The organism is Priestia sp. BR_2, from assembly GCF_041954005.1.
Taxonomy (GTDB): Bacteria; Bacillota; Bacilli; order Paenibacillales; family Paenibacillaceae; genus Paenibacillus_AQ; species Paenibacillus_AQ lautus_A.
Genome location: NZ_JAVFHM010000218.1, coordinates 76,315 through 95,061, shown reverse-complemented (window position 1 = coordinate 95,061; position 18,747 = coordinate 76,315). Strand labels below are relative to the sequence as shown.

Genomic DNA, 18,747 nt, shown 5'->3' with positions numbered 1-18,747 from the left:
AACGATGACCGCTAGAAGAAAGAAATGGTTCCCGATCCTGGCCGCGTCCTTGCTCCTGGCCGGATTCTTGGCCGGATGCTCCGGCGGCGAGCCGAAACCGGAAGCGGCGCAGCAGCCGGCCGAATCCAAAACTGAAAACGTCTACAAAGAGAAATACGATCCGGAAGTTACGATTACGACGGTGTGGGGCGTCGATCCGACGCTTCAATTCAAGAATGGGGAAACGATCGAGAACAACGTGGCTACGAAGTGGGCCAAGGAGAAGTTTGGCATCAACATCAAATCGTTGTGGTCCATTACGGATACCAACGGCGCTTTTGCAACCAAGCTGCGGCTGGCCATGTCCTCCGGACAGGAAATGCCGGATATCGTCACGCTCGGCACCGAAAATCAGCAGCTGGCCCAGGATTTGATCGATTCCGGCATGTTTGCCGAGGTCGGCACGCTGTTTGACCAGTATGCATCGGAAACGTGGAAGAACGCGATGAATCTGGATCCCAACGTGTGGAATCAGTACAGCCGGGACGGTAAGCGAATGGGGCTTCCGGTTCTGGATTTTGCCTATAATCACGACTATGTATTATGGATCCGGCAGGATTGGCTGGACAAGCTGGGGATGAGCGCACCGAAAACGATGGATGAGCTTGAGCAGGTGATGGATGCTTTCAAGAATCAGAACCCGTCCGGTCTTGCTCCGGATAAAGTCACGCCGCTGAGCATCGGCTTCAAAACGTCCATGAGCACCTGGATGGGCGATCCGTCATGGATATTCGGCGCTTACGGAACGCTGCCGCAGCAGTGGAACGTGGCTGAGGACGGAAGCCTGGAATACGGCTCGGTCCATGCGGGCATGAAGCAAGGCTTGGTGAAGCTGAACGAGTGGATGAATAAAGGATACATTCCGAAGGAAGCCGCATTGTGGGATGAGAACAAAACGGCGGAGCCGGCTGTAGCCGGAACGGCCGGCATCATTCCGGGGCCTTACTGGATGAGCGGCTGGCCGCTGATCGATACCGTGAAGAATGCGCCGGAAGCCGTCTGGAAGCCTGTCCAGATTCCGGCTGGCCCTGACGGCACTGCGATGCGCCATGGAACGCAGTATACGAACGGCGTTACCCTGATCCATAAAGATATGGAGCATCCTGAGGCCTTCTTCACGTATCAAAACTACTTGTTCGATAACTTTGCCGTATCCAAGGAAGGCGGCGAATTTGCCAACGGGCTGTTCGAGGGCTACGACTTCGAGCTCGATGCCAATGGCGAAATGGTGCCCAACGATCAGATCCAAGGCGGTTACGTGAATGTCGTCCGTTACTTGCTGGTCCGCGACGGTGCCCGCATTCCGGACGAGCAGATGAAAGCGCTGCTGAAGCTGGCGAAAGGCGGGAAGCCGGAGAGCCGCCTCGAAAAGGACGTTGCGGTCAACTATGGCAAGGATACCCCTGCCGCTGCGGAAGTGCTGCTCTCCCAAGAGGAGATCTCCAAGAAGAACATGTTTACGGGACCGGTAACCGCCACCATGAAATCGAAGTGGGATTATCTCCTGAAGATCGAGAACCAAACCCTGAACGAGATCATTTACGGCAAACAGCCCGTTGAATCGTTTGATACGTTTGTGGAAACGTGGAAAGCCGGAGGCGGGGAACAGATCACCAAAGAGGTTAACGAATGGTATCAAAGCGTGAAGTAGTTGTGGTTACCGAGTAATGAAGGGCGGCCTGCCTAGGCCGTCTTTTTTGTTCCATGAGAGACGCTGCAAATTGATTGCTATCGTGCCATGAATATTGGTTTTGTGGGCTACTGCGCCCCGTGGGACGGGTCCTATAATCAAGAGGTAGATTGATTTAACGGGAGGATCTTGGATGAAGAGGATGAAAAAAACGTGGCCTTTCCACGTCATGCTGCTGCCGGCCCTTATCTGTCTGTTCTTGTTCAGTTATTTGCCGATGGGCGGCATCATTATGGCTTTTCAGGACTATAAGCCGTGGGAGGGCGTTGGCGGCTCCGCATGGGTGGGCTTGGACAATTTCCGATACTTGTTTGAAAGGCAGGACAGCATGCAGGTCATATGGAACACCTTTGTCATCGCGGTGATGAAAATCGTGTTCAATCTGCTGATTCCGTTCGTGTTTGCCATTCTGCTGAATGAAATCCGAAAAACGGCGCTTCAGCGGAGCATCCAAACGATGGTGTATTTGCCCCACTTTTTGTCCTGGGTCATCCTGGGCGGAATTTTGATCGAAATGCTCGCCGTCGACGGCTTTGTTAATCGAATTCTGGCCGCTGTCGGCATCGATCCGATCTTTTTTCTCGGAGACAATAACTGGTTCCGGTTCACGGTGATCGTATCCGACGTTTGGAAGGAGTTTGGCTACAATACGATTGTATTCCTGGCTGCGCTGGCCGGCGTTAGCCCGACCCTGTACGAAGCCGCGGAAATCGATGGAGCGGGACGCCTGAAACAAACGCTTCATATCACGGTCCCTTCCATGACTCCCATCACGATCGTTGTCGGGACCTTGGCGCTCGGCAACATCCTGAATGCCGGGTTTGACCAAATCTTCAACCTGTACAATCCGCTGGTATACGAGAAAGGCGATATCATCGATACCTTTGTATACCGAACAGCGATCCTGAATGGCGAGATGGGGTTCGGAACGGCTATCGGCTTGTTCAAATCCGTGATCAGCATGGTCCTTATTCTCGTATCCTATCGGCTGGCCTACAAGTGGGCGGGCTACCGTATATTCTAGCAGAGCGAAAGAGGGAGAGCCATGTACTATAAAACGATGGAATACCGCATATTTAACGTGTTTAATACCTGCTTGCTTGTCGCGCTGGCCATTCTCTGCATCATTCCGCTGCTTCATGTGCTGGCGATTTCGTTCAGCTCCAAAGCCGCTGCCGACGCCAGTCTGGTGGGATTATGGCCGGTCGATTTTTCGCTGGAAGCTTACAAGAAAACGATCAATAACCCGGCATTTCTACACTCGATCTGGATCTCGATTGCACGTACGGTACTGGGAACGGCTTTGACGCTTGCCGTGACGTTTCTGGCCGCATATCCGCTGTCCAAAGAGAACCGCGTCTTCCGCAGCCGCAGTGTTTATTCCTGGCTGTTTGTGTTCAGCATGGTGTTCAATGGAGGCCTGGTGCCGTTCTATATCGTGATTCAGAAGCTGGGCCTGATCAACTCCTTCTGGGTGCTGGTGATCCCCGGCACCGTGAACACCTTTTTGGTGATCCTGATGCTGAACTTCTTCAGGGGAATTCCGAAAGAACTGGAGGAAGCGGCTTTCATCGATGGAGCCGGCCATTTCAAAACGCTGTTTAAGATTTATTTGCCGATCTCGCTGCCCTCGATTGCCACGATTGCGCTGTTCAGCATGGTGTTCCACTGGAACTCGTGGTTTGACGGGCTGCTGTATCTGAACAATGCCAAGGATTTCCCGCTGGCGACCTTCCTGCAGACGGTCATTATCCAGCGGGACATGAGCTCGATGAGCATGAGCCCGAAGGAGATGGAGCTGTTGTCCCAGACGACGGTGAATGCCGCACAGATCTTTATCGGCGCGGCGCCCATCCTGCTGGTTTATCCTTTTTTGCAGCGTTTTTTCGTTAAAGGGATGACGCTGGGTTCTGTCAAAGAATAAGAGATGCGATCCTATCAGGAAACAGGAGGTTTAACTTACTATGAAACGAACGTTTAATCCGATTAGCTCAAGCGTTCCGCACATGCTGCATGGCGCCGATTATAATCCGGAGCAATGGCTCCGTTATCCCGAAGTGCTCGAAGAGGATATCCGGCTGATGAAGCTGGCGAATTGCAACGTGATGTCCGTCGGCATATTTTCATGGGTTTCATTGGAGCCCGAGGAAGGGGTATTCACGTTTGATTGGCTTGACGGCGTATTGGACCGCTTTGCCGCCAATGGAATTTATGCTTTTCTGGCAACGCCAAGCGGCGCAAGACCGGCCTGGATGTCGGAGAAGTATCCCGAGGTGCTGCGCGTAAGCGAGAGGCGCGTTCGTAACCTGCACGGCTTCCGTCATAATCACTGTTATACTTCGCCGGTCTATCGGGAGAAGGTCCATACGATCAACAGGAAGCTTGCGGAGCGGTACGGCAACCATCCGGCCGTGATCGGCTGGCATATCTCGAATGAGTTTGGCGGCGATTGCCACTGCGACTACTGTCAGGACGCATTCCGGTCTTGGCTGCAGGCGAAGTACGCCACGCTGGATGACCTCAACCATGCCTGGTGGACCGCATTCTGGAGCCATACGATTACGGATTGGAGCCAGGTTGAATCTCCGTCGCCGCACGGGGAGACGCAGGTACATGGAATGAACCTGGATTGGAGACGGTTCGTAACCGATCAGACGGCGGATTTCATCCGGCACGAAACGGAACCCCTCCGCAGGGTCAATCCATCCCTTCCGGTGACGACCAACCTGATGGAATATTTTGAAGGACTGAATTACTGGAAGTTTGCCGATTTGCTGGACGTGGTATCCTGGGACAGCTATCCGACCTGGCATGATCAGGGCGGGGATGAGGCCGCGCAGGCAGCCCGCGTTGCCATGATGCACGATATCGTCCGCTCGATCAAAGGCGGGCAGCCGTGGATGCTGATGGAGAGCACCCCAAGTTTGACGAACTGGCAGCCGGTGAGCAAGCTGAAGCGTCCGGGTATGCATTTGCTGTCTTCCATGCAAGCCGTTGCCCATGGTTCGGATACGGTGCAATATTTTCAATGGCGCAAGAGCAGGGGATCGAGCGAGAAGCTGCACGGCGCCGTCGTCGATCATGTCGGTCATGAACACACGCGGGTGTTCGGCGACGTGGCTGAGGTCGGGGACTATCTCAACAAGATGGATGCCGTTGTAGGAACGGGCATTCCGGCGGAAGCGGCGGTCATTTTTGACTGGGAGAACCGCTGGGCCATCAACGATGCGCAAGGTCCGCGGAATAAGGGAGTCAAGTATGAGGAGACCGTGCAGGAGCATTACCGGGCTTTATGGAAGCAGGGAGTCCCGATGGATGTCATCGATATGGAGCAGGATTTCTCCGGATATAAACTGGTGGTCGCCCCCATGCTGTACATGGTGCGCCCAGGCGTGGGCGAACGGATTCAACAATTTGTGGAAGCGGGCGGCACATTTGTTGCGACGTATTGGTCGGGAATCGTCGACGAGTTTGACCTTTGCTTCCTTGGCGGATTTCCGGGTCCCCTTCGTAAGACGCTCGGCATATGGTCGGAGGAAATCGATGCTCTCCATGATCACGATGTCAATGGGATCGTAACGAATGACGGAGGGGGGCTTGGCTTGGCCGAGGCCTATGAAGCCGTTGAGCTGTGCGACCTCATTCATCTGGAGACGGCGGAGGCGCTGGCCGTTTACCGGTCCGATTTCTATGCGGGACGGCCAGCATTGACGGTCAATCAGCTTGGGAAGGGCCGGGCCTATTATATCGCCTCCCGGAACAAGGAGCCTTTTCATTCCGATTTTTACAGGAAGCTCGTTGAACAGACAGGCGTCCGCCGGGCGCTGCCGGTGGAGCTGCCTTCGGGCGTAAGCTCATCCATTCGTACGGATGGAGAGTCGGATTACATTTTTGTGATGAACTTCTCTGGCGAAGCGAAGCGGGTCACGCTGGACGGAGCCGATTACCGTGATTTTATCTCGTGCGAAGCCCTAGGGGCAGAGCTAGAGTTGGCGCCTTACGGAGTGAAGGTGATGAAAAAAGGGGCGGGTACGTAAGCCGGCTCAGCCTTCCAATGTTCCGATTCGTTTCAAAACATGCCTCTTCCAGGGACAGGTGCCTTCGTGCGATGCCTGTCCCTTCATCATGCACCGCGCCGCTCATTTGCCTATTCCATGTGATCGTCCTTTCCGCACCGGATCTGACATTTCGGCCCCTTGCGCCGGGTTCATTTTGCTTGGAAAAGGACCGGATATGTTGGCATTATGCCCTGTTGCTTCATATGGAAAACGCTTACAATTAGAGTGTCGCTTGCGCAGTGAACGAAAAACCAAGGAGGTATCGTAATGACTGGAGTCGCGAAAGGAGTTTGGTTCAGAATGTTTCTTTGCATGTCAATGCTTGCATTAACGTTCGGCTTTTCGGGTAACGACGCCGCCGAGGCGGCACCTGCCTTTGCAAAAGGTGCGGACATCAGCTGGGTTCCAGGTATGGAAGCTCAAGGGTATAAATGGAAGGACAAGACAGGGGTTCAGCGCGATATTCTGGACATTCTGAAAAACGATTACCAGATCAATTCGGCAAGGATCCGTGTCTGGGTCAATCCCAACATGAATGATTACATGAACGGTTATCTGAATGCGGAAAAAGCCGCCGAGCTGGCCCAGCGTGCCAAGAATAAAGGCATGAGCATTATGCTTACGCTGCATTACAGCGATTCCTGGGCGGATCCGGGACAGCAGAACAAGCCCTATGCTTGGCGTAATTTTACTTTTCAGCAGCTGATGGATGCGGTCTATTCCCATACCGTCTATGTGATGAACACCATGAAGAACAAGGGCGTGACTCCGGATTGGGTACAGGTCGGCAACGAAACCAACAACGGAATGCTGTGGGAGGACGGCAAGGCCTCAGCGAACATGAAGAATTACGCATGGCTCGTCAATACGGGGCATAACGCGGTGAAGTCCGTCAGCAGCCAGACCAAGACGATCGTTCATTTATCGAATGGCTACGACAATGAATTGTTCAAGTGGAATATTGGCGGCTTGATCAGCAACGGCGCGAACTTCGATATTATCGGCATGTCGCTGTACCCGGAAGCGGGCGATTGGTCATCGAAGGTCGATCAGACGATAGCCAATGCCAAAGACATGACCGCCAGATATGGAAAAAGCATCATGATCAGCGAAATCGGCATGGATTACAATCAGCCGGCGGCAGCCAAGAGCTTTATCCAGAGCATCAAGACCAAGGTGAGAGGCTTAGCGGGAGGTACCGGGCTGGGCGTGTTCTACTGGGAGCCTGAAGCTACGCCGGGATACAATGCGGGATACAACAAGGGAGCCTGGCAGGCGGACGGGAAGCCGACCATTGCCTTGGAAGGCTTTAAAGACTGAGCGTTTCTAACCGGTACATTGAGCAAGAAGAACCCTGTTTCCGAGAAGGAGGAAGGGTTCTTCTCTTTGCTTTTTCAGCCCTGCTGGCGCACGATCTGCACCTGTTCCGCATGTTTTCCCATTTTGCCCAGCAGCCCGATCAGCTGGCGCTTCTCTTCCTCGTCCAATCCTCCCAAGGCATGCTGGATGTGTTGTTCATGCAGCGGGTACAGCTTCTGCATCAATTGCTCTCCGGATGGAGTCAGCTCGGCATAGATCACTCGTCTGTCCTCGGGGCAGGGTCTGCGGCGCACGTAGCCTTTTTCAACCAGCTTATCGACCACGTAAGTTACGTTTCCGCTCTGCAGGAGCAGCTGTGCCCCGATCTGCTGGATGGGCTGGCGGCCTTTATAGAACAGTACTTCCATTACGGCAAAAGAGGTTGGATTAAAGCCTTCGATTTTACTGCCATTCACGACATGTTCGTTGACGCTCTTGAATGACTTGGCAAACACCCGATACAGGTGCATCGCAAGCTGTGTATCGCGTTCATGTGACACCTTCATACATTCTCCCGCCTTTGGTATGGACTCATGTCCTGAATTACTTCAAATCTAAGATTACGCTGAAATGTACAAATGCAACATGTGATTTGTCACAATGCGGACGAAACATTTTTCATCCTCCGGCTCCGGCAGCCACGATGCCTCCAGCCCGATACGCCCTCCGTGCGCCGATCCTATAATGAAATTCAAATGGGAAGAAAAGGGTGGGGGACATGAAGCAAGCACAAACCGCAGAATCCGCGGGGCTCAAACCGCTGCTGCTGTGCAAAGGCAGAATCGACAGGAAAGATGTTGCCGCTGCAGCAGGGAAAGGTGTCCATATGGTCCCTGAAACGACTACGATATAATGCAAGAATGTTTCGCTAAATGCAACTAATCCTTGCCCTGATGCGTAATACTGGGAATAGAGACAACGGATGGGGTGTTAGGATGCATAAGATTCAAGAGAATGGACTTGGGCCTGAACCGGTGCTGAAGGTGGATATTCAGGAGGCAGGATACGAACCAAGCCGCCCGCGCATACGGGATATATCGTTTCAAGTGGTGCCCGGCGAGCTTCTGGGTTTGATTGGACCGAACGGAGCGGGGAAAAGCACGACCATTAAGACGGTGCTGGGGCTTCTTAAAGATAGCAAGGCCGACGTCTATATTGCGGGCAGTCCTCCGCGATATGCTTACGTTCCCGAGCAGCCCGTGTTTTACGAGGACTTGACGCTGTGGGAGCATTTGGATCTGGCAGCCGCTGCTTTTGGAATGGACGATCAGCATTTCGAGGAGCAGGCCGCCCAGCTGCTTCGGCAGTTCGGCATGGAGTCGGTACGCCATGAACTGCCGGGAGGCTTCTCCAAAGGAATGAAGCAGAAGATGATGCTGATGATCGGCTTTCTCTCCAAACCCGACGTTTATATCGTAGACGAGCCGTTTATCGGTTTGGATCCCCGGGCAACGCGCGATTTCCTGAATTTGCTGCTCGAGGAGAGGCGCCGCGGCGCCGGTGTATTGATGTCTACCCATGTGCTGGACACCGCGGAGAGAATTTGCGATCGATTTGTGCTCATATCCGGAGGGCGGATTGCCTCGGAGGGCACGCTGGACCAAATCCGGCAGTCCGCTGAACTTCCCGGCGCATCGTTGTTTGACTGCTTCGATGCGCTGACATGAGGGGGATGATGGATATGGAACGATCACATCACTTCAGACATCCGGGCTCCCTTTTATGGCGAAGGGTGACCGCTCATTGGAAGAATCAGCGCGACAATCTGGCGACCGTGGTCGACTGGGTCGTGATGCTCTACATTATTGTCCCCGGCCTTCTCTTGGGAGGCGGGTTATACCGCGAGTTATGGACGAGCCCGCTTCCCGGATGGGTACAATTCCTGCCGCTGCAAGCGGTGGTAGCGATCCTGCTCTTCATGTTTTCCGGCAGAGTGCTGTTATTCTTTGAAGAGGCCGACACGTTGTTTCTTCGCCAGCAGCGGGAATGGATGAAGGGATTAATGATCGGAGGCATGGCGTACAGTCATGCGGTTTCAACGATCAAGGGTTTGTTCATTTCGGTGCTGGCGCTGCCGATTCTCGTCAGGGAACATGAAATTACCGGAACTGCCCTGGTCACATTGCTGGCGGTTACAGCCGTATGCGCATGGTGCGCCAATCTATGGACGGCCATGATTCGTTCCTGTTATAAAGGCTGGCGGAAGCATCTGATGACGTATGTTGTACGCTGGCTATCATTCGGACTGCTGACGCTGCTTGTTACATTTTGGCTTCAGTCCTATGTTGTGATATGGGCGGCCGTCTTGCTTCTGCTCATGCTGCTTTTTTTTCTCAGCCGAAAGCGTCTTGCCATGCAGGGGACCTTCCTGGCCGATGCGCGCGAGGATGCAAAGACTCGGGTCCAGCTGACGGAGAAGCTGTTGGTTCAAGCCGTCGGGAAACCGCCCAGCATACGAAGCAAAACCTGGTTTATGCGGAAGTCCGGCCGATTGTTCAAAGGCACGGCGGAGAAAAGGCTCGCCGACGCGGGGCTTAAAGCGATTTTGCGCCAACCTGAGAGCTTGTTATTGTACGTTCAGATTACGCTGGTCGGCATTCCGGCCGTCTGGCTGCCGCCGCTGATCATCAAAATCATCGTTTATGCCGCCCTTGTCTTGATGATGTCGTATTGGCTGAACACAAGATGGGCGTTGTTTGCCAAAGCCGAATTCATGCATGTGCTTCCGTTTACGAATCAGCAGCATCGAGCCGCCGGCATTGTTGCGGTACGAGCTTTGCTCGCCGTCCCCGCATTTCTTTATTCGCTCGTGGCAGGGTTAACGCTTTTTCAGGGCGTAATGGGATGGCTCGCCGTGCTTGCATTGACCGTGCTTGCTCTCATGGTCGCGCCATCGCTCATGTCTTGGCCGGTATACAAGGAGGAGAAACGCCAACCTCAGGAATAATCAAAGCGCGCCGGAATGCTCCCGTCTACAGGGCATTCCGGCGCGCTTTTTTAATCGGCTATGTGCGATACGGACTCGGCGGCATGCTTGCCTGCCGTATATCCGGTCGCAAAGGCGGCCGTGATGTTGTAGCCGCCGGTGTATCCATGTATATCCATAATCTCGCCGCAGAAGAAGAGGCCGGGCATCAGCTTCGATTCCATGCTTTTGGGCTGGATTTCCTTGAGGCTGACGCCGCCGCCCGTCACGAAGGCCTCCTTCAGCGAACGGGTGCCTGAAGCGCGGAACGTAAACTTTTTAAGAACGGAGGCCAGGTTTTCCTGCGCGGCTTTGGATATGCCGCTGCAGATCATGTCGCTATCGATGGACGATTTGGATAACAGCAGCGGGATCATCCGCTCCGGCAGCATGCCCTTAAGCACGTTCTTGATGCTCTTTCGCGGCTCATCCTCCAATCGCCCTTTGAGCTCGGCCGCAAGCTCCGTTTGAGAGCGCTCGGGGAACATGTCGATGGCCATGTCCACGTTGACGACATCGAATTTCCGCTGCACCTGGCGGATGAACTGACTGCAGCGAAGCGCGATCGGTCCGGACACCCCGAAATGGGTAAACAGCATATCTCCCCGGTGGGCAATCACTTTTTTTCCTTTCGGATTCCAGACGGACAGCTCCACCTCCCGCAGTGACAAGCCCTGCAGCTCTTTAGAGGCAATAAAAGGCTCGGTAGACACGATAGGCACCTCGGTCGGATACAGCTCCGTTATCGTATGGCCTGCGGCTTCAGCCCATGGATAACCGTCTCCCGTCGAACCGGTCTGGGGCACGGATTGCCCGCCGGTGGCAATGATCACGCAGGAAGAGTGGATCACTTCCCCGGATTTCAGCTCGACCCCGGCCGTCCGGCCGTTCTCATAGAGAACGCGGTTCACCGGGCTATTCGTCCGGATATCGGTACCGAGCTCCTTCACTTTGCCGATCAGGGCATTCACCACGCTGGAGGCTTTGTCCGTAACAGGGAACATGCGCCCGTTGTCTTCCTCCTTCAGCCGAATGCCAAGACCCTCGAAGAAGGTCATGATGTCCCTGTTGTTCCAATGCTGAAAAGCGCTGTACAAAAAGCGTCCGTTCCCCGGAATGTTGGCAATCAATTCATCCTGTTCTTTGGCATTCGTGACATTGCATCTTCCGCCGCCCGAGATGCCAAGCTTACGGCCTAGCTTGTCCCCTTTGTCGATCAAGAGGACAGAAGCTCCTCTTTCCCCTGCAGCCACGCAGGACATCAATCCGGAAGGTCCGCCTCCGACGACGATAATATCATAATCAAGCATGTTTGCTCATAGCTCCTTTGGGGGTATATCAATTAATAGATGGATCTTATTATATAGGATATTCACGAATTATCCCAAACCTCATGAATAGGACATAAGACGCGGGACTCCGTCGCCGCTGCAGGAATTTACAAGATATTGTAATATGATGTCGCCTGTGCTTTAATCAGAAATATTAGATGCGTTGTCCAATTGAGGTGATGGATCACTGTGCTGAGCCTATGGAAAGATATTTTGCTGCAAGTTTTGCTGTCTGGTACACTCATCTTTCATCTGCCGCTTCTCCTCGACAGACATCTAAAGTGCCTGAACAAGAAGAACCCGGATGATCTGCTTCGATTTCGCAAGCATATTGTCATTGCCAGCGGAATCAGCACCGTATTGTGCGTCTTGATTTCTGCAATGAGCGATTATTACGTTCCGATCCATCTTGGCGTGATCCCGTTATTTTTAGGCATATTATATGGAAGCAGGAGTTCAGGGCTATGTCTTGCAGTAATTTATGCCACAAGCCATGGGCTGATTAACGGCTGGTCAACGACCAGCCTCGTTCTGAATTTGCTTGTCTTGGGATACTCGCTATTACCTAGGGTATCTTCCAATTTCAAGCAAGGCTCCATGACCGAAAAGATTTATTGGCTCTGGAGCGCGCTCGTTCCAGCTATGCTGATTATTGTAGCCTGCCACGCGATGGAAGGAAAGGCTAGGAATGACGATCTGAATCCGGACACGATTCTGGTGACCATTCTGTATATGCTGATCGGCATTTTTTATTCGGGCGTGATCGTGTATTGGATCGAATTAACCTCTGGGCGTCTGGCTTCGGGCCAGTACGACGTGAAGGGCGGAGAGATTGCTTCATTAACGAAAATGATGGAGATGATTCCTTTAGGGATGGTTGCGGTGGATCGCAGCGGCAATATCATCGCCTTTAATCAACCGCTTATCCGCAGCTTTCGAAGCGTGTTTCCCAATCTGACCACCAAGGATGTCATCGGCAGGCCGTTGTTCGACTTGTTGGAGGGCATGATTCAAAAGGAACATTTGCGCAGCCGATTTCAGAGAGCCATAAACGGTGTCGAAAGCACCGGGGAAATTATGCGCAGCGCTACTAGAGTGTATTCTACCGGCATTTATCCGCTTATACATAATGGGAACGGCGACATCATGGGTGCGGTAGGCATTATGGAAGACATTACGGAGCTTGAGAAGCTCCGCACGGAATTTATTAATGTAGAACGGTTAAGCTTAGTCGGCCAAATGGCGGCAAGCATCACCCACGAGATTCGCAACCCGATGGCTGTCGTGCGCGGATTTCTGCAGCTTATGAAAGAGAAGAGTCCGGATACGCTGGATCATTATTACCGGATCGTCATGGAAGAGCTCGATCGGGCCAATGGCATCATCAGCGACTTTTTGTCCCTGGCCCAGAACCGGGCAGCCGAGAAAGAAGAGTGCCACCTTCATGACATTATCCATGAGCTCAGCCCGCTCTTGTGGGCGGACGCCAATTTGCGCGGACAGAACATCGAGCTGAAACTGGGAACCGGCATTCCCGAACTGTATCTGAATGCCAAGGAGATGAAACAGCTCATTCTGAACTTGTGCCGCAATGGGATGGAGGCCATGGATGACAAGGGGACGTTGACGATCGAAACCCGGCTGGAAGGAGACCTCGCCCAGTTGTATGTGGCGGATACCGGAATCGGCATACCGGAGAATGAGCTGGAGCGCTTGTTTGAACCTTTCTTTACCACGAAGAGCAAGGGGACGGGGCTTGGACTCGCCCTGTGCATGAGCATTGTACAGCGTCATCATGGAACGATAGACGTAAAATCGCACCTAGGTGAGGGCACGGTGTTCATCATTTCTTTTCCTGTCCGCTCGTACCCGCACGGCCTGACGGAATCCCAGAGCGCTGCCGCTTCCGAATAAACGGTCTGTTAATTACGCATCATAAGGCAGAGCTCAGGGTAAAGGAGGGATTCGGATGAGTAAGAACGATTCCAAGCAACAGGAGCAGCAGGAGCGTGAAAACAAAGATCGCCGTGGCGAGCCCATCGTTGACAAGAAAAAGGACGGGGTAAACTATCCTGCTACCTAGTATGATGATTGAAGCAAGAAGACGGGCGGTATCCCATTTTGTGATGCTGCTCGTTTTGTATTTTCTTGCTTTCACTCTTTAGGATTGTATAATATAGATATCGATGAGCTGTTATAATTCGAACAATCTTGTTTATATAAGGAGTGAAGCAGTTATGGGTATGTCTTTTGACCGATATATGCGCGATATGGTTCAACCGATGCGGGATGAACTGACCAGTTTGGGAATCAAGGAGCTCACAACACCTGAAGAGGTGGAAGAAGTGCTTCCGGAGGCGAAAGGCACAACGCTGGTCGTTGTAAACTCCGTATGCGGATGCGCAGCAGGGCAAGCACGTCCTGGTGTAGCCATTGCGCTTGAGAACCAGGTGAAGCCGGATCATTTGTATACCGTGTTCGCCGGACAGGATAAGGAAGCAACGGCGAAAGCCCGTGAGTATTTTGCTCCGTATCCTCCGTCCTCCCCATCGATTGCGCTGCTGAAGGACGGGGAATTGGTACACTTTATTGAGCGTCATCAAGTGGAGAACCGTTCCGCCGAGGAAATCGCCGCAGATTTGACCGACGCATTCAATCGCTACTGCCAGTAATTCGGCAGTTACATAGGCCCCGAAGCATTCGGCATATTCCGAAGCCGCGGGGCTTTTGTTGTATGAATGAAGTACTTAAGTTAGAGAGAACATACTGAAAGGAGTCATCTATCATGAGCCTGCAAGAACAAATTATCGCTGAACTGGGTGTCAAGCCTACGATTAACGTGGAGGAAGAGGTACGCAAGCGCGTGGATTTCCTGAAAAACTACGTGAAGAACTCCGGCACTTCCGGACTGCTGATCGCCATTAGCGGCGGGATCGATTCGGCCGTGGCCGCCGGCCTGTGCAAGCGGGCTACAGACGAGCTCACGGAGGAGAACGGCAAGGAATACAAGACGCTCGGGGTGTTCCAGCCATACGGCGAACAGGCCGATATTTCCGACAGCTACGCAACGGCGAAGGCCTTCGATTTGAAATATACCGTCGAGACCAATATCGAGGAGGCGGTGAACGAGGTTGCTTTGGAAGTGGAGCATGGCCTGAAGAATATCGGCGTCCATCAACATATGAGTATCCCCGGCAAAGGCAACGTGAAGGCCAGAGTGCGTATGGTGGTACAATATGCGCTGGCATTCGAGCAGAATTTGATCGTTGTCGGCACGGACCATGCATCCGAGGCGATTACCGGCTTCTATACCAAGTGGGGGGACGGCGCAGTGGACATTACGCCGCTGAGTTCCCTGAACAAGCGTCAGGTTCGCATGCTTGCATCCTATTTGGGGGTACCGCAATCGATTCTGGACAAAGCGCCTTCTGCCGGACTTTGGGAAGGACAGACGGACGAGAAAGAGCTCGGAATCAGCTATGATGATAACAGCGACTATCTGGAAGGCAAAACGATCAATCCCGAGGTTCAGCAGAAGCTTGAGAGCTATTACGTCAAAACGGCGCACAAGCGCAATACGATTCCAGGCATCTAACATAACCATATCCCAAGCGCAACAAGCCTTTCGGAGGATCATCCCATCCCCCGGAAGGCTTTATATTTTTTATAGAGACTAGGTATATATGATGTTGTAGGTCGGTTTGAGAACGCCGTTGGCATATTGCTTCATATCGATCAAATCGAACTTCAACCTGGGTTTGACACTGCCGAATAACGGAACACCGTCACCAACCATCACTGGATTAATTTTTAAAACCAGCTGATCGATTAGTTTATGCTGGAGCAGGCTTCCTGCCAATTCTCCGCCGCCGCACAGCCACAGCTTGCCGTCTGCCTGTTCTTTGAGATGACGGATGAAGGGGATGGCGTCCTCCTTGATCAATTCAACCTCATCGTTGGATTCGAATTCTAACGAACGTGAGAATATATAATGCTTAAGACCTTTGTAACCTGGCTCCCCCGGCTTAGCCCCCATCTTAAAACCAAACGCATACGTTTTTCCGCCCATGAGGACCGCCTCATAGTCCTGGATTTCCGCTAGAAAGTCCGGAACATGTTCCCCATCGAATAAAAAAAGGGTCTGATCGATTCTTCCCTCCATCATGGCCTGATCTGCGATAAAATAGTCAAGCGAAACGGCAACGTGATAAATTAATGTACCCAAAACATGATTCCTCCTTTGTTTTATATGCTGTTTTGTTCAGTTTATATGGATAAAATTTGAAATACAACAAATGTATTTAATTCATGCTGTTGTAACACCGTAGTCTCGCGTTGGTGGACATCGACTGCTACAATAAGAAGGAGTGTTTATTTTTTTGGAACAGGAAGACTGGATCAACGAAGGGGAGCAGACGATTGTGATCTACGGAATCGGGCATGATGTGCTGGACATGAAGCGAATGGAGACGTTGATGACAGGCCCGCATGGAGAGAAGTTCATTCAGCGCGTGCTTACGCAGCAAGAGCAGGCCGTTGCCGCTAAGAAGGGGGCAAGACGGACGGAGTTTATTGCCGGGCGTTTTGCTGCCAAGGAGGCGATATCCAAGGCATTTGGCTGCGGAATCGGCCGCCTGATCGGATTCCATGACATGGAAGTAATGCCGGGTGCTCTCGGCAGGCCGGAAGCCAGTCTGTCCAAGGAAGCCTGGGACCGCCTGGGCTTGGGGGGCCCCGCCCATTATGCGATTCATTTGACGATTTCCCATCAGGCCACGCTGGCTTCCGCCTTCGCCGTGGTGGAGAAGATCAAGTAAGGAAGACGAAGGAGATTACGAATAGATGCATAACACGGAACACAAACGATACTTCAGCCAAGAGCTGCTGGATTGGTATGAAATCAATAAACGGGATCTGCCATGGCGCAGGCATCGCGATCCTTATTATATATGGGTATCTGAAATTATGCTGCAGCAGACCCGGGTAGATACGGTGATCCCGTATTTCCATCGGTTTATCGAGCGGTTTCCGACGATCCAATCGCTTGCGGACGCGCCGGAGGACGATGTATTGAAATGCTGGGAGGGTCTGGGCTATTATTCCCGCGCACGCAACCTTCAGGCTGCCGCTAGACAAGTGACGGAGCAGTACGATGGCGTGATGCCCAGCGGCAAAGACGAAGTGTCGGGTCTGAAAGGGATAGGGCCCTATACCTCGGGCGCCATTCGCAGCATCGCGTTCAACATTCCGGCCGCGGCCGTGGACGGCAACGTGATGCGCGTGCTTTCCCGTTATTTTTTGATCGAGGAAGATATCATGAAAGTGAAAACCCGTACCAAGATGGAGGATCTGGTGCTGACGCTGGTTCCGGATGGACGGGCCTCGGATTTCACCCAGGCGCTGATGGAGCTGGGGGCCTTGATCTGTACGCCGAAGTCGCCCAAATGCCTGGTATGTCCGGTCATGGAGCATTGTTCGGCCAGGCTGGAGGGCAAAGAGGAATCGCTTCCTATTAAAACGAAGGCCAAGCCGCCGCGTCCTGAATACCGTCTTACCGCGATTGTAGAGGGTACCGGCGTGCACGAAGGCAAGATCCTGATCCGCAAGCGTCCAGCCGCCGGTTTATTGGCCGGGATGTGGGAGCTGCCGCATGTGATCGTATCGGCCGATGGGAGCAGCGTACCGGCTGCAATGCCCGAGGAGACGGCGATGGTCCGCTTGCGCGATGCCTTGCTGGAGGATGGGGTCCCGGTCCAGCCGATCGGCCATGTGATGGACGCGGAGCATACCTTTAGCCATATTCAATGGAATATGGGCGTATACCGCTGTAAGTGGCAGGATGTGCCGCCGGCAGTTCTGCAGGCTGCGGAAAGCGCGGCTGCATATGAGACGGGCGAAGAGAATTTCCGGTGGATTCACGTTCAGGATATGGAGCGTTACGCATTTCCCAATGTATTCATCCGGATTCTGAATGCCTATTTCTCATCTTGAAGCCGCTTTTTCCTTTTTCACTAGGATGTAATGCAGAAGAGGTTTGTAAGGAGTCGTGAAGCTTTTGCATAGTTGGAAGAATGCGTTGTTGTACATTTTTGGCATCGGGATCTCCAATCTCGGGAACTGGATCTATCTGGTTGCCATCAATTTGCTCGTGCTCCACATGACGGGGTCTCCCGCGGCAGTGGCCGGATTGTTCATCATCCGGCCGCTCGCTACCCTGTTAACCAACTCCTGGGCGGGCAGCATCATCGACAGGGCGAACAAGCGCAGGCTCATGATGATCACCGATGTGATCCGGGGGGCCTTGATCGCCCTAATTCCCTTCATGTCCTCGGTGTGGGGCATCTATGGCATCATGTTTCTGATTAACGTGGCGGGCTCTTTCTTTGGGCCTACGTCCATGACGTACGTAACGAAGCTGATTCCGGCAGAGGAACGAAAGCGGTTCAACGCATGGTCCAGCTTTACGACTTCCGGCGCGGTATTGCTTGGACCCGCCTTATCCGGCCTGTTGATCGCCTACACGGATATTCGGGTCAGCATCGTCATCAATGCGGTATCCTTCCTGATCTGTGCGCTTGTCATCTATTTCCTTCCCGATGTGGATGAAGAGGAGGCGGCAGACAGCAAGCGGGAGGCCATGACGATGAGAATGCTGCTTCGGGACTGGGCCGCGGTGATCGATTTCGGAAAGGCCGCGAAGTATTTTATGCTTGTATACGTGCTGTTTCAATCCGCCACGCTGCTCGGTTTTGCGCTTGATTCCCAGGAGGCCACGTTCATTAAGCAGGTGCTGCTCCTCGGCGACGAGGATTACGGATTGCTTGTCAGCGTTGCGGGAGCAGGGTATCTGGCAGGCTCGATGGCTGCGTCTTTATCCGTTAAACGGCTGTCGCTGCGTATGTTTATCGGTGCAGGGATGCTCCTGTCGAGCATCGGCTATATGATCTTCTATGCGGCATCGGGCCTCATGACGGCCGTAATCGGTTTTATCGTGTTTGGTTTCTTCTCTTCGTATGCCAACGCGGGCTATACCACCTTTTTTCAAAACCAGGTGCCCGTCGACCTCATGGGACGCTTTACGAGCGTGACCCGACTGCTGGAAGGGATGCTGCAGATTCTCTTCACGCTCCTGCTCGGTTTTGCCGCCGATGCCTGGTCGCTGCAGGCCGTATGCCTGATCGGTGCAGGCGCAGCGGTTCTGTCCTCGGCCATGCTGCTGGCGGTCATCTACTCGCCGTCCAAAGCGCGTTATTATGAGACCGGCCCTGCGGCAGCGGCAAACGATGCGTAGGAGAATTCAATGAA

The 18,747-nt window shown here is 53.1% G+C and carries 17 protein-coding genes; 14 read left to right on the top strand and 3 right to left on the bottom strand.

From position 1 onward, the window contains the following. Window positions 1-4: 4 nt before the first annotated feature. The 5 genes from RB298_RS16040 (at window position 5) to RB298_RS16020 (ending at window position 7,107) form a co-directional block, all read left to right on the top strand. Window positions 5-1,690, top strand: a complete 1,686-nt coding sequence (locus tag RB298_RS16040; protein ID WP_486047573.1) for a type 2 periplasmic-binding domain-containing protein — start codon at window positions 5-7, stop codon at window positions 1,688-1,690. Window positions 1,691-1,862: 172 nt separating this feature from the next. Beyond that, window positions 1,863-2,753, top strand: a complete 891-nt coding sequence (locus RB298_RS16035) for an ABC transporter permease (protein WP_486047572.1) — start codon at window positions 1,863-1,865, stop codon at window positions 2,751-2,753. Between the two features lie 21 nt (window positions 2,754-2,774). Further along, a complete protein-coding gene (locus tag RB298_RS16030; protein ID WP_486047571.1) occupies window positions 2,775-3,653 on the top strand; it encodes a carbohydrate ABC transporter permease in 879 nt (292 codons plus the stop codon). 40 nt (window positions 3,654-3,693) lie between these two features. Further along, window positions 3,694-5,766 (top strand): beta-galactosidase, encoded by a 2,073-nt coding sequence (locus RB298_RS16025; protein WP_486047570.1) that lies wholly within the window; start codon window positions 3,694-3,696, stop codon window positions 5,764-5,766. A 333-nt stretch (window positions 5,767-6,099) separates the two neighbouring features. After that, window positions 6,100-7,107 carry a glycoside hydrolase family 53 protein gene (locus RB298_RS16020; protein WP_486047569.1) on the top strand — a complete coding sequence of 336 codons (1,008 nt, stop codon included), beginning with the start codon at window positions 6,100-6,102 and terminating at the stop codon, window positions 7,105-7,107. Between the two features lie 74 nt (window positions 7,108-7,181). Here the strand turns inward: RB298_RS16020 and RB298_RS16015 are convergent, their stop codons facing one another. Then, entirely contained in the window at window positions 7,182-7,652 is a 471-nt protein-coding gene (locus tag RB298_RS16015) for a MarR family winged helix-turn-helix transcriptional regulator (RefSeq protein WP_012819005.1), read from the bottom strand. Window positions 7,653-7,864: 212 nt separating this feature from the next. On the opposite strand from RB298_RS16015, the gene RB298_RS16010 reads away from it, so the two are divergent. The 3 genes from RB298_RS16010 to RB298_RS16000 all read left to right on the top strand — a co-directional run bounded on the left by RB298_RS16010 (window position 7,865) and on the right by RB298_RS16000 (window position 10,093). Further along, window positions 7,865-7,999 carry a hypothetical protein gene (locus RB298_RS16010; protein WP_267132883.1) on the top strand — a complete coding sequence of 45 codons (135 nt, stop codon included), beginning with the start codon at window positions 7,865-7,867 and terminating at the stop codon, window positions 7,997-7,999. A gap of 82 nt (window positions 8,000-8,081) precedes the next feature. After that, complete coding sequence (locus RB298_RS16005) at window positions 8,082-8,813, top strand: ABC transporter ATP-binding protein (RefSeq protein ID WP_452516925.1); 732 nt, start codon at window positions 8,082-8,084, stop codon at window positions 8,811-8,813. A 14-nt stretch (window positions 8,814-8,827) separates the two neighbouring features. Further along, on the top strand, window positions 8,828-10,093 hold the full coding sequence (locus RB298_RS16000; RefSeq protein WP_486047568.1) for an ABC transporter permease: 1,266 nt from the start codon (window positions 8,828-8,830) through the stop codon (window positions 10,091-10,093). 50 nt (window positions 10,094-10,143) lie between these two features. On the opposite strand, the gene RB298_RS15995 is transcribed toward RB298_RS16000, so the two are convergent. Continuing rightward, window positions 10,144-11,421 carry a BaiN/RdsA family NAD(P)/FAD-dependent oxidoreductase gene (locus RB298_RS15995; RefSeq protein ID WP_192569742.1) on the bottom strand — a complete coding sequence of 426 codons (1,278 nt, stop codon included), beginning with the start codon at window positions 11,419-11,421 and terminating at the stop codon, window positions 10,144-10,146. A 210-nt stretch (window positions 11,422-11,631) separates the two neighbouring features. Here RB298_RS15995 and RB298_RS15990 point away from each other — a divergent pair, with 210 nt between their 5' ends. The 3 genes from RB298_RS15990 (at window position 11,632) to nadE (ending at window position 15,037) form a co-directional block, all read left to right on the top strand. Then, a complete protein-coding gene (locus tag RB298_RS15990) occupies window positions 11,632-13,356 on the top strand; it encodes an ATP-binding protein (protein ID WP_486047567.1) in 1,725 nt (574 codons plus the stop codon). A 323-nt stretch (window positions 13,357-13,679) separates the two neighbouring features. Then, window positions 13,680-14,114, top strand: coding sequence for a BrxA/BrxB family bacilliredoxin (locus tag RB298_RS15985; protein WP_009594942.1), 435 nt, complete (start codon window positions 13,680-13,682; stop codon window positions 14,112-14,114). A gap of 113 nt (window positions 14,115-14,227) precedes the next feature. Further along, window positions 14,228-15,037, top strand: a complete 810-nt coding sequence (nadE, locus tag RB298_RS15980; RefSeq protein WP_009594931.1) for an ammonia-dependent NAD(+) synthetase — start codon at window positions 14,228-14,230, stop codon at window positions 15,035-15,037. Between the two features lie 78 nt (window positions 15,038-15,115). Here nadE and RB298_RS15975 read toward each other — a convergent pair whose 3' ends face one another. Beyond that, window positions 15,116-15,667, bottom strand: coding sequence for a dihydrofolate reductase family protein (locus tag RB298_RS15975; protein WP_096777016.1), 552 nt, complete (start codon window positions 15,665-15,667; stop codon window positions 15,116-15,118). 196 nt (window positions 15,668-15,863) lie between these two features. On the opposite strand from RB298_RS15975, the gene acpS reads away from it, so the two are divergent. The 3 genes from acpS to RB298_RS15960 all read left to right on the top strand — a co-directional run bounded on the left by acpS (window position 15,864) and on the right by RB298_RS15960 (window position 18,733). After that, window positions 15,864-16,259, top strand: coding sequence for a holo-ACP synthase (acpS, locus tag RB298_RS15970; protein WP_096777114.1), 396 nt, complete (start codon window positions 15,864-15,866; stop codon window positions 16,257-16,259). Window positions 16,260-16,284: 25 nt separating this feature from the next. After that, a complete protein-coding gene (gene mutY / locus RB298_RS15965; RefSeq protein WP_096777015.1) occupies window positions 16,285-17,433 on the top strand; it encodes an A/G-specific adenine glycosylase in 1,149 nt (382 codons plus the stop codon). A 64-nt stretch (window positions 17,434-17,497) separates the two neighbouring features. Continuing rightward, window positions 17,498-18,733 carry an MFS transporter gene (locus tag RB298_RS15960; protein WP_096777014.1) on the top strand — a complete coding sequence of 412 codons (1,236 nt, stop codon included), beginning with the start codon at window positions 17,498-17,500 and terminating at the stop codon, window positions 18,731-18,733. The last annotated feature ends 14 nt before the right edge of the window (window positions 18,734-18,747 follow it).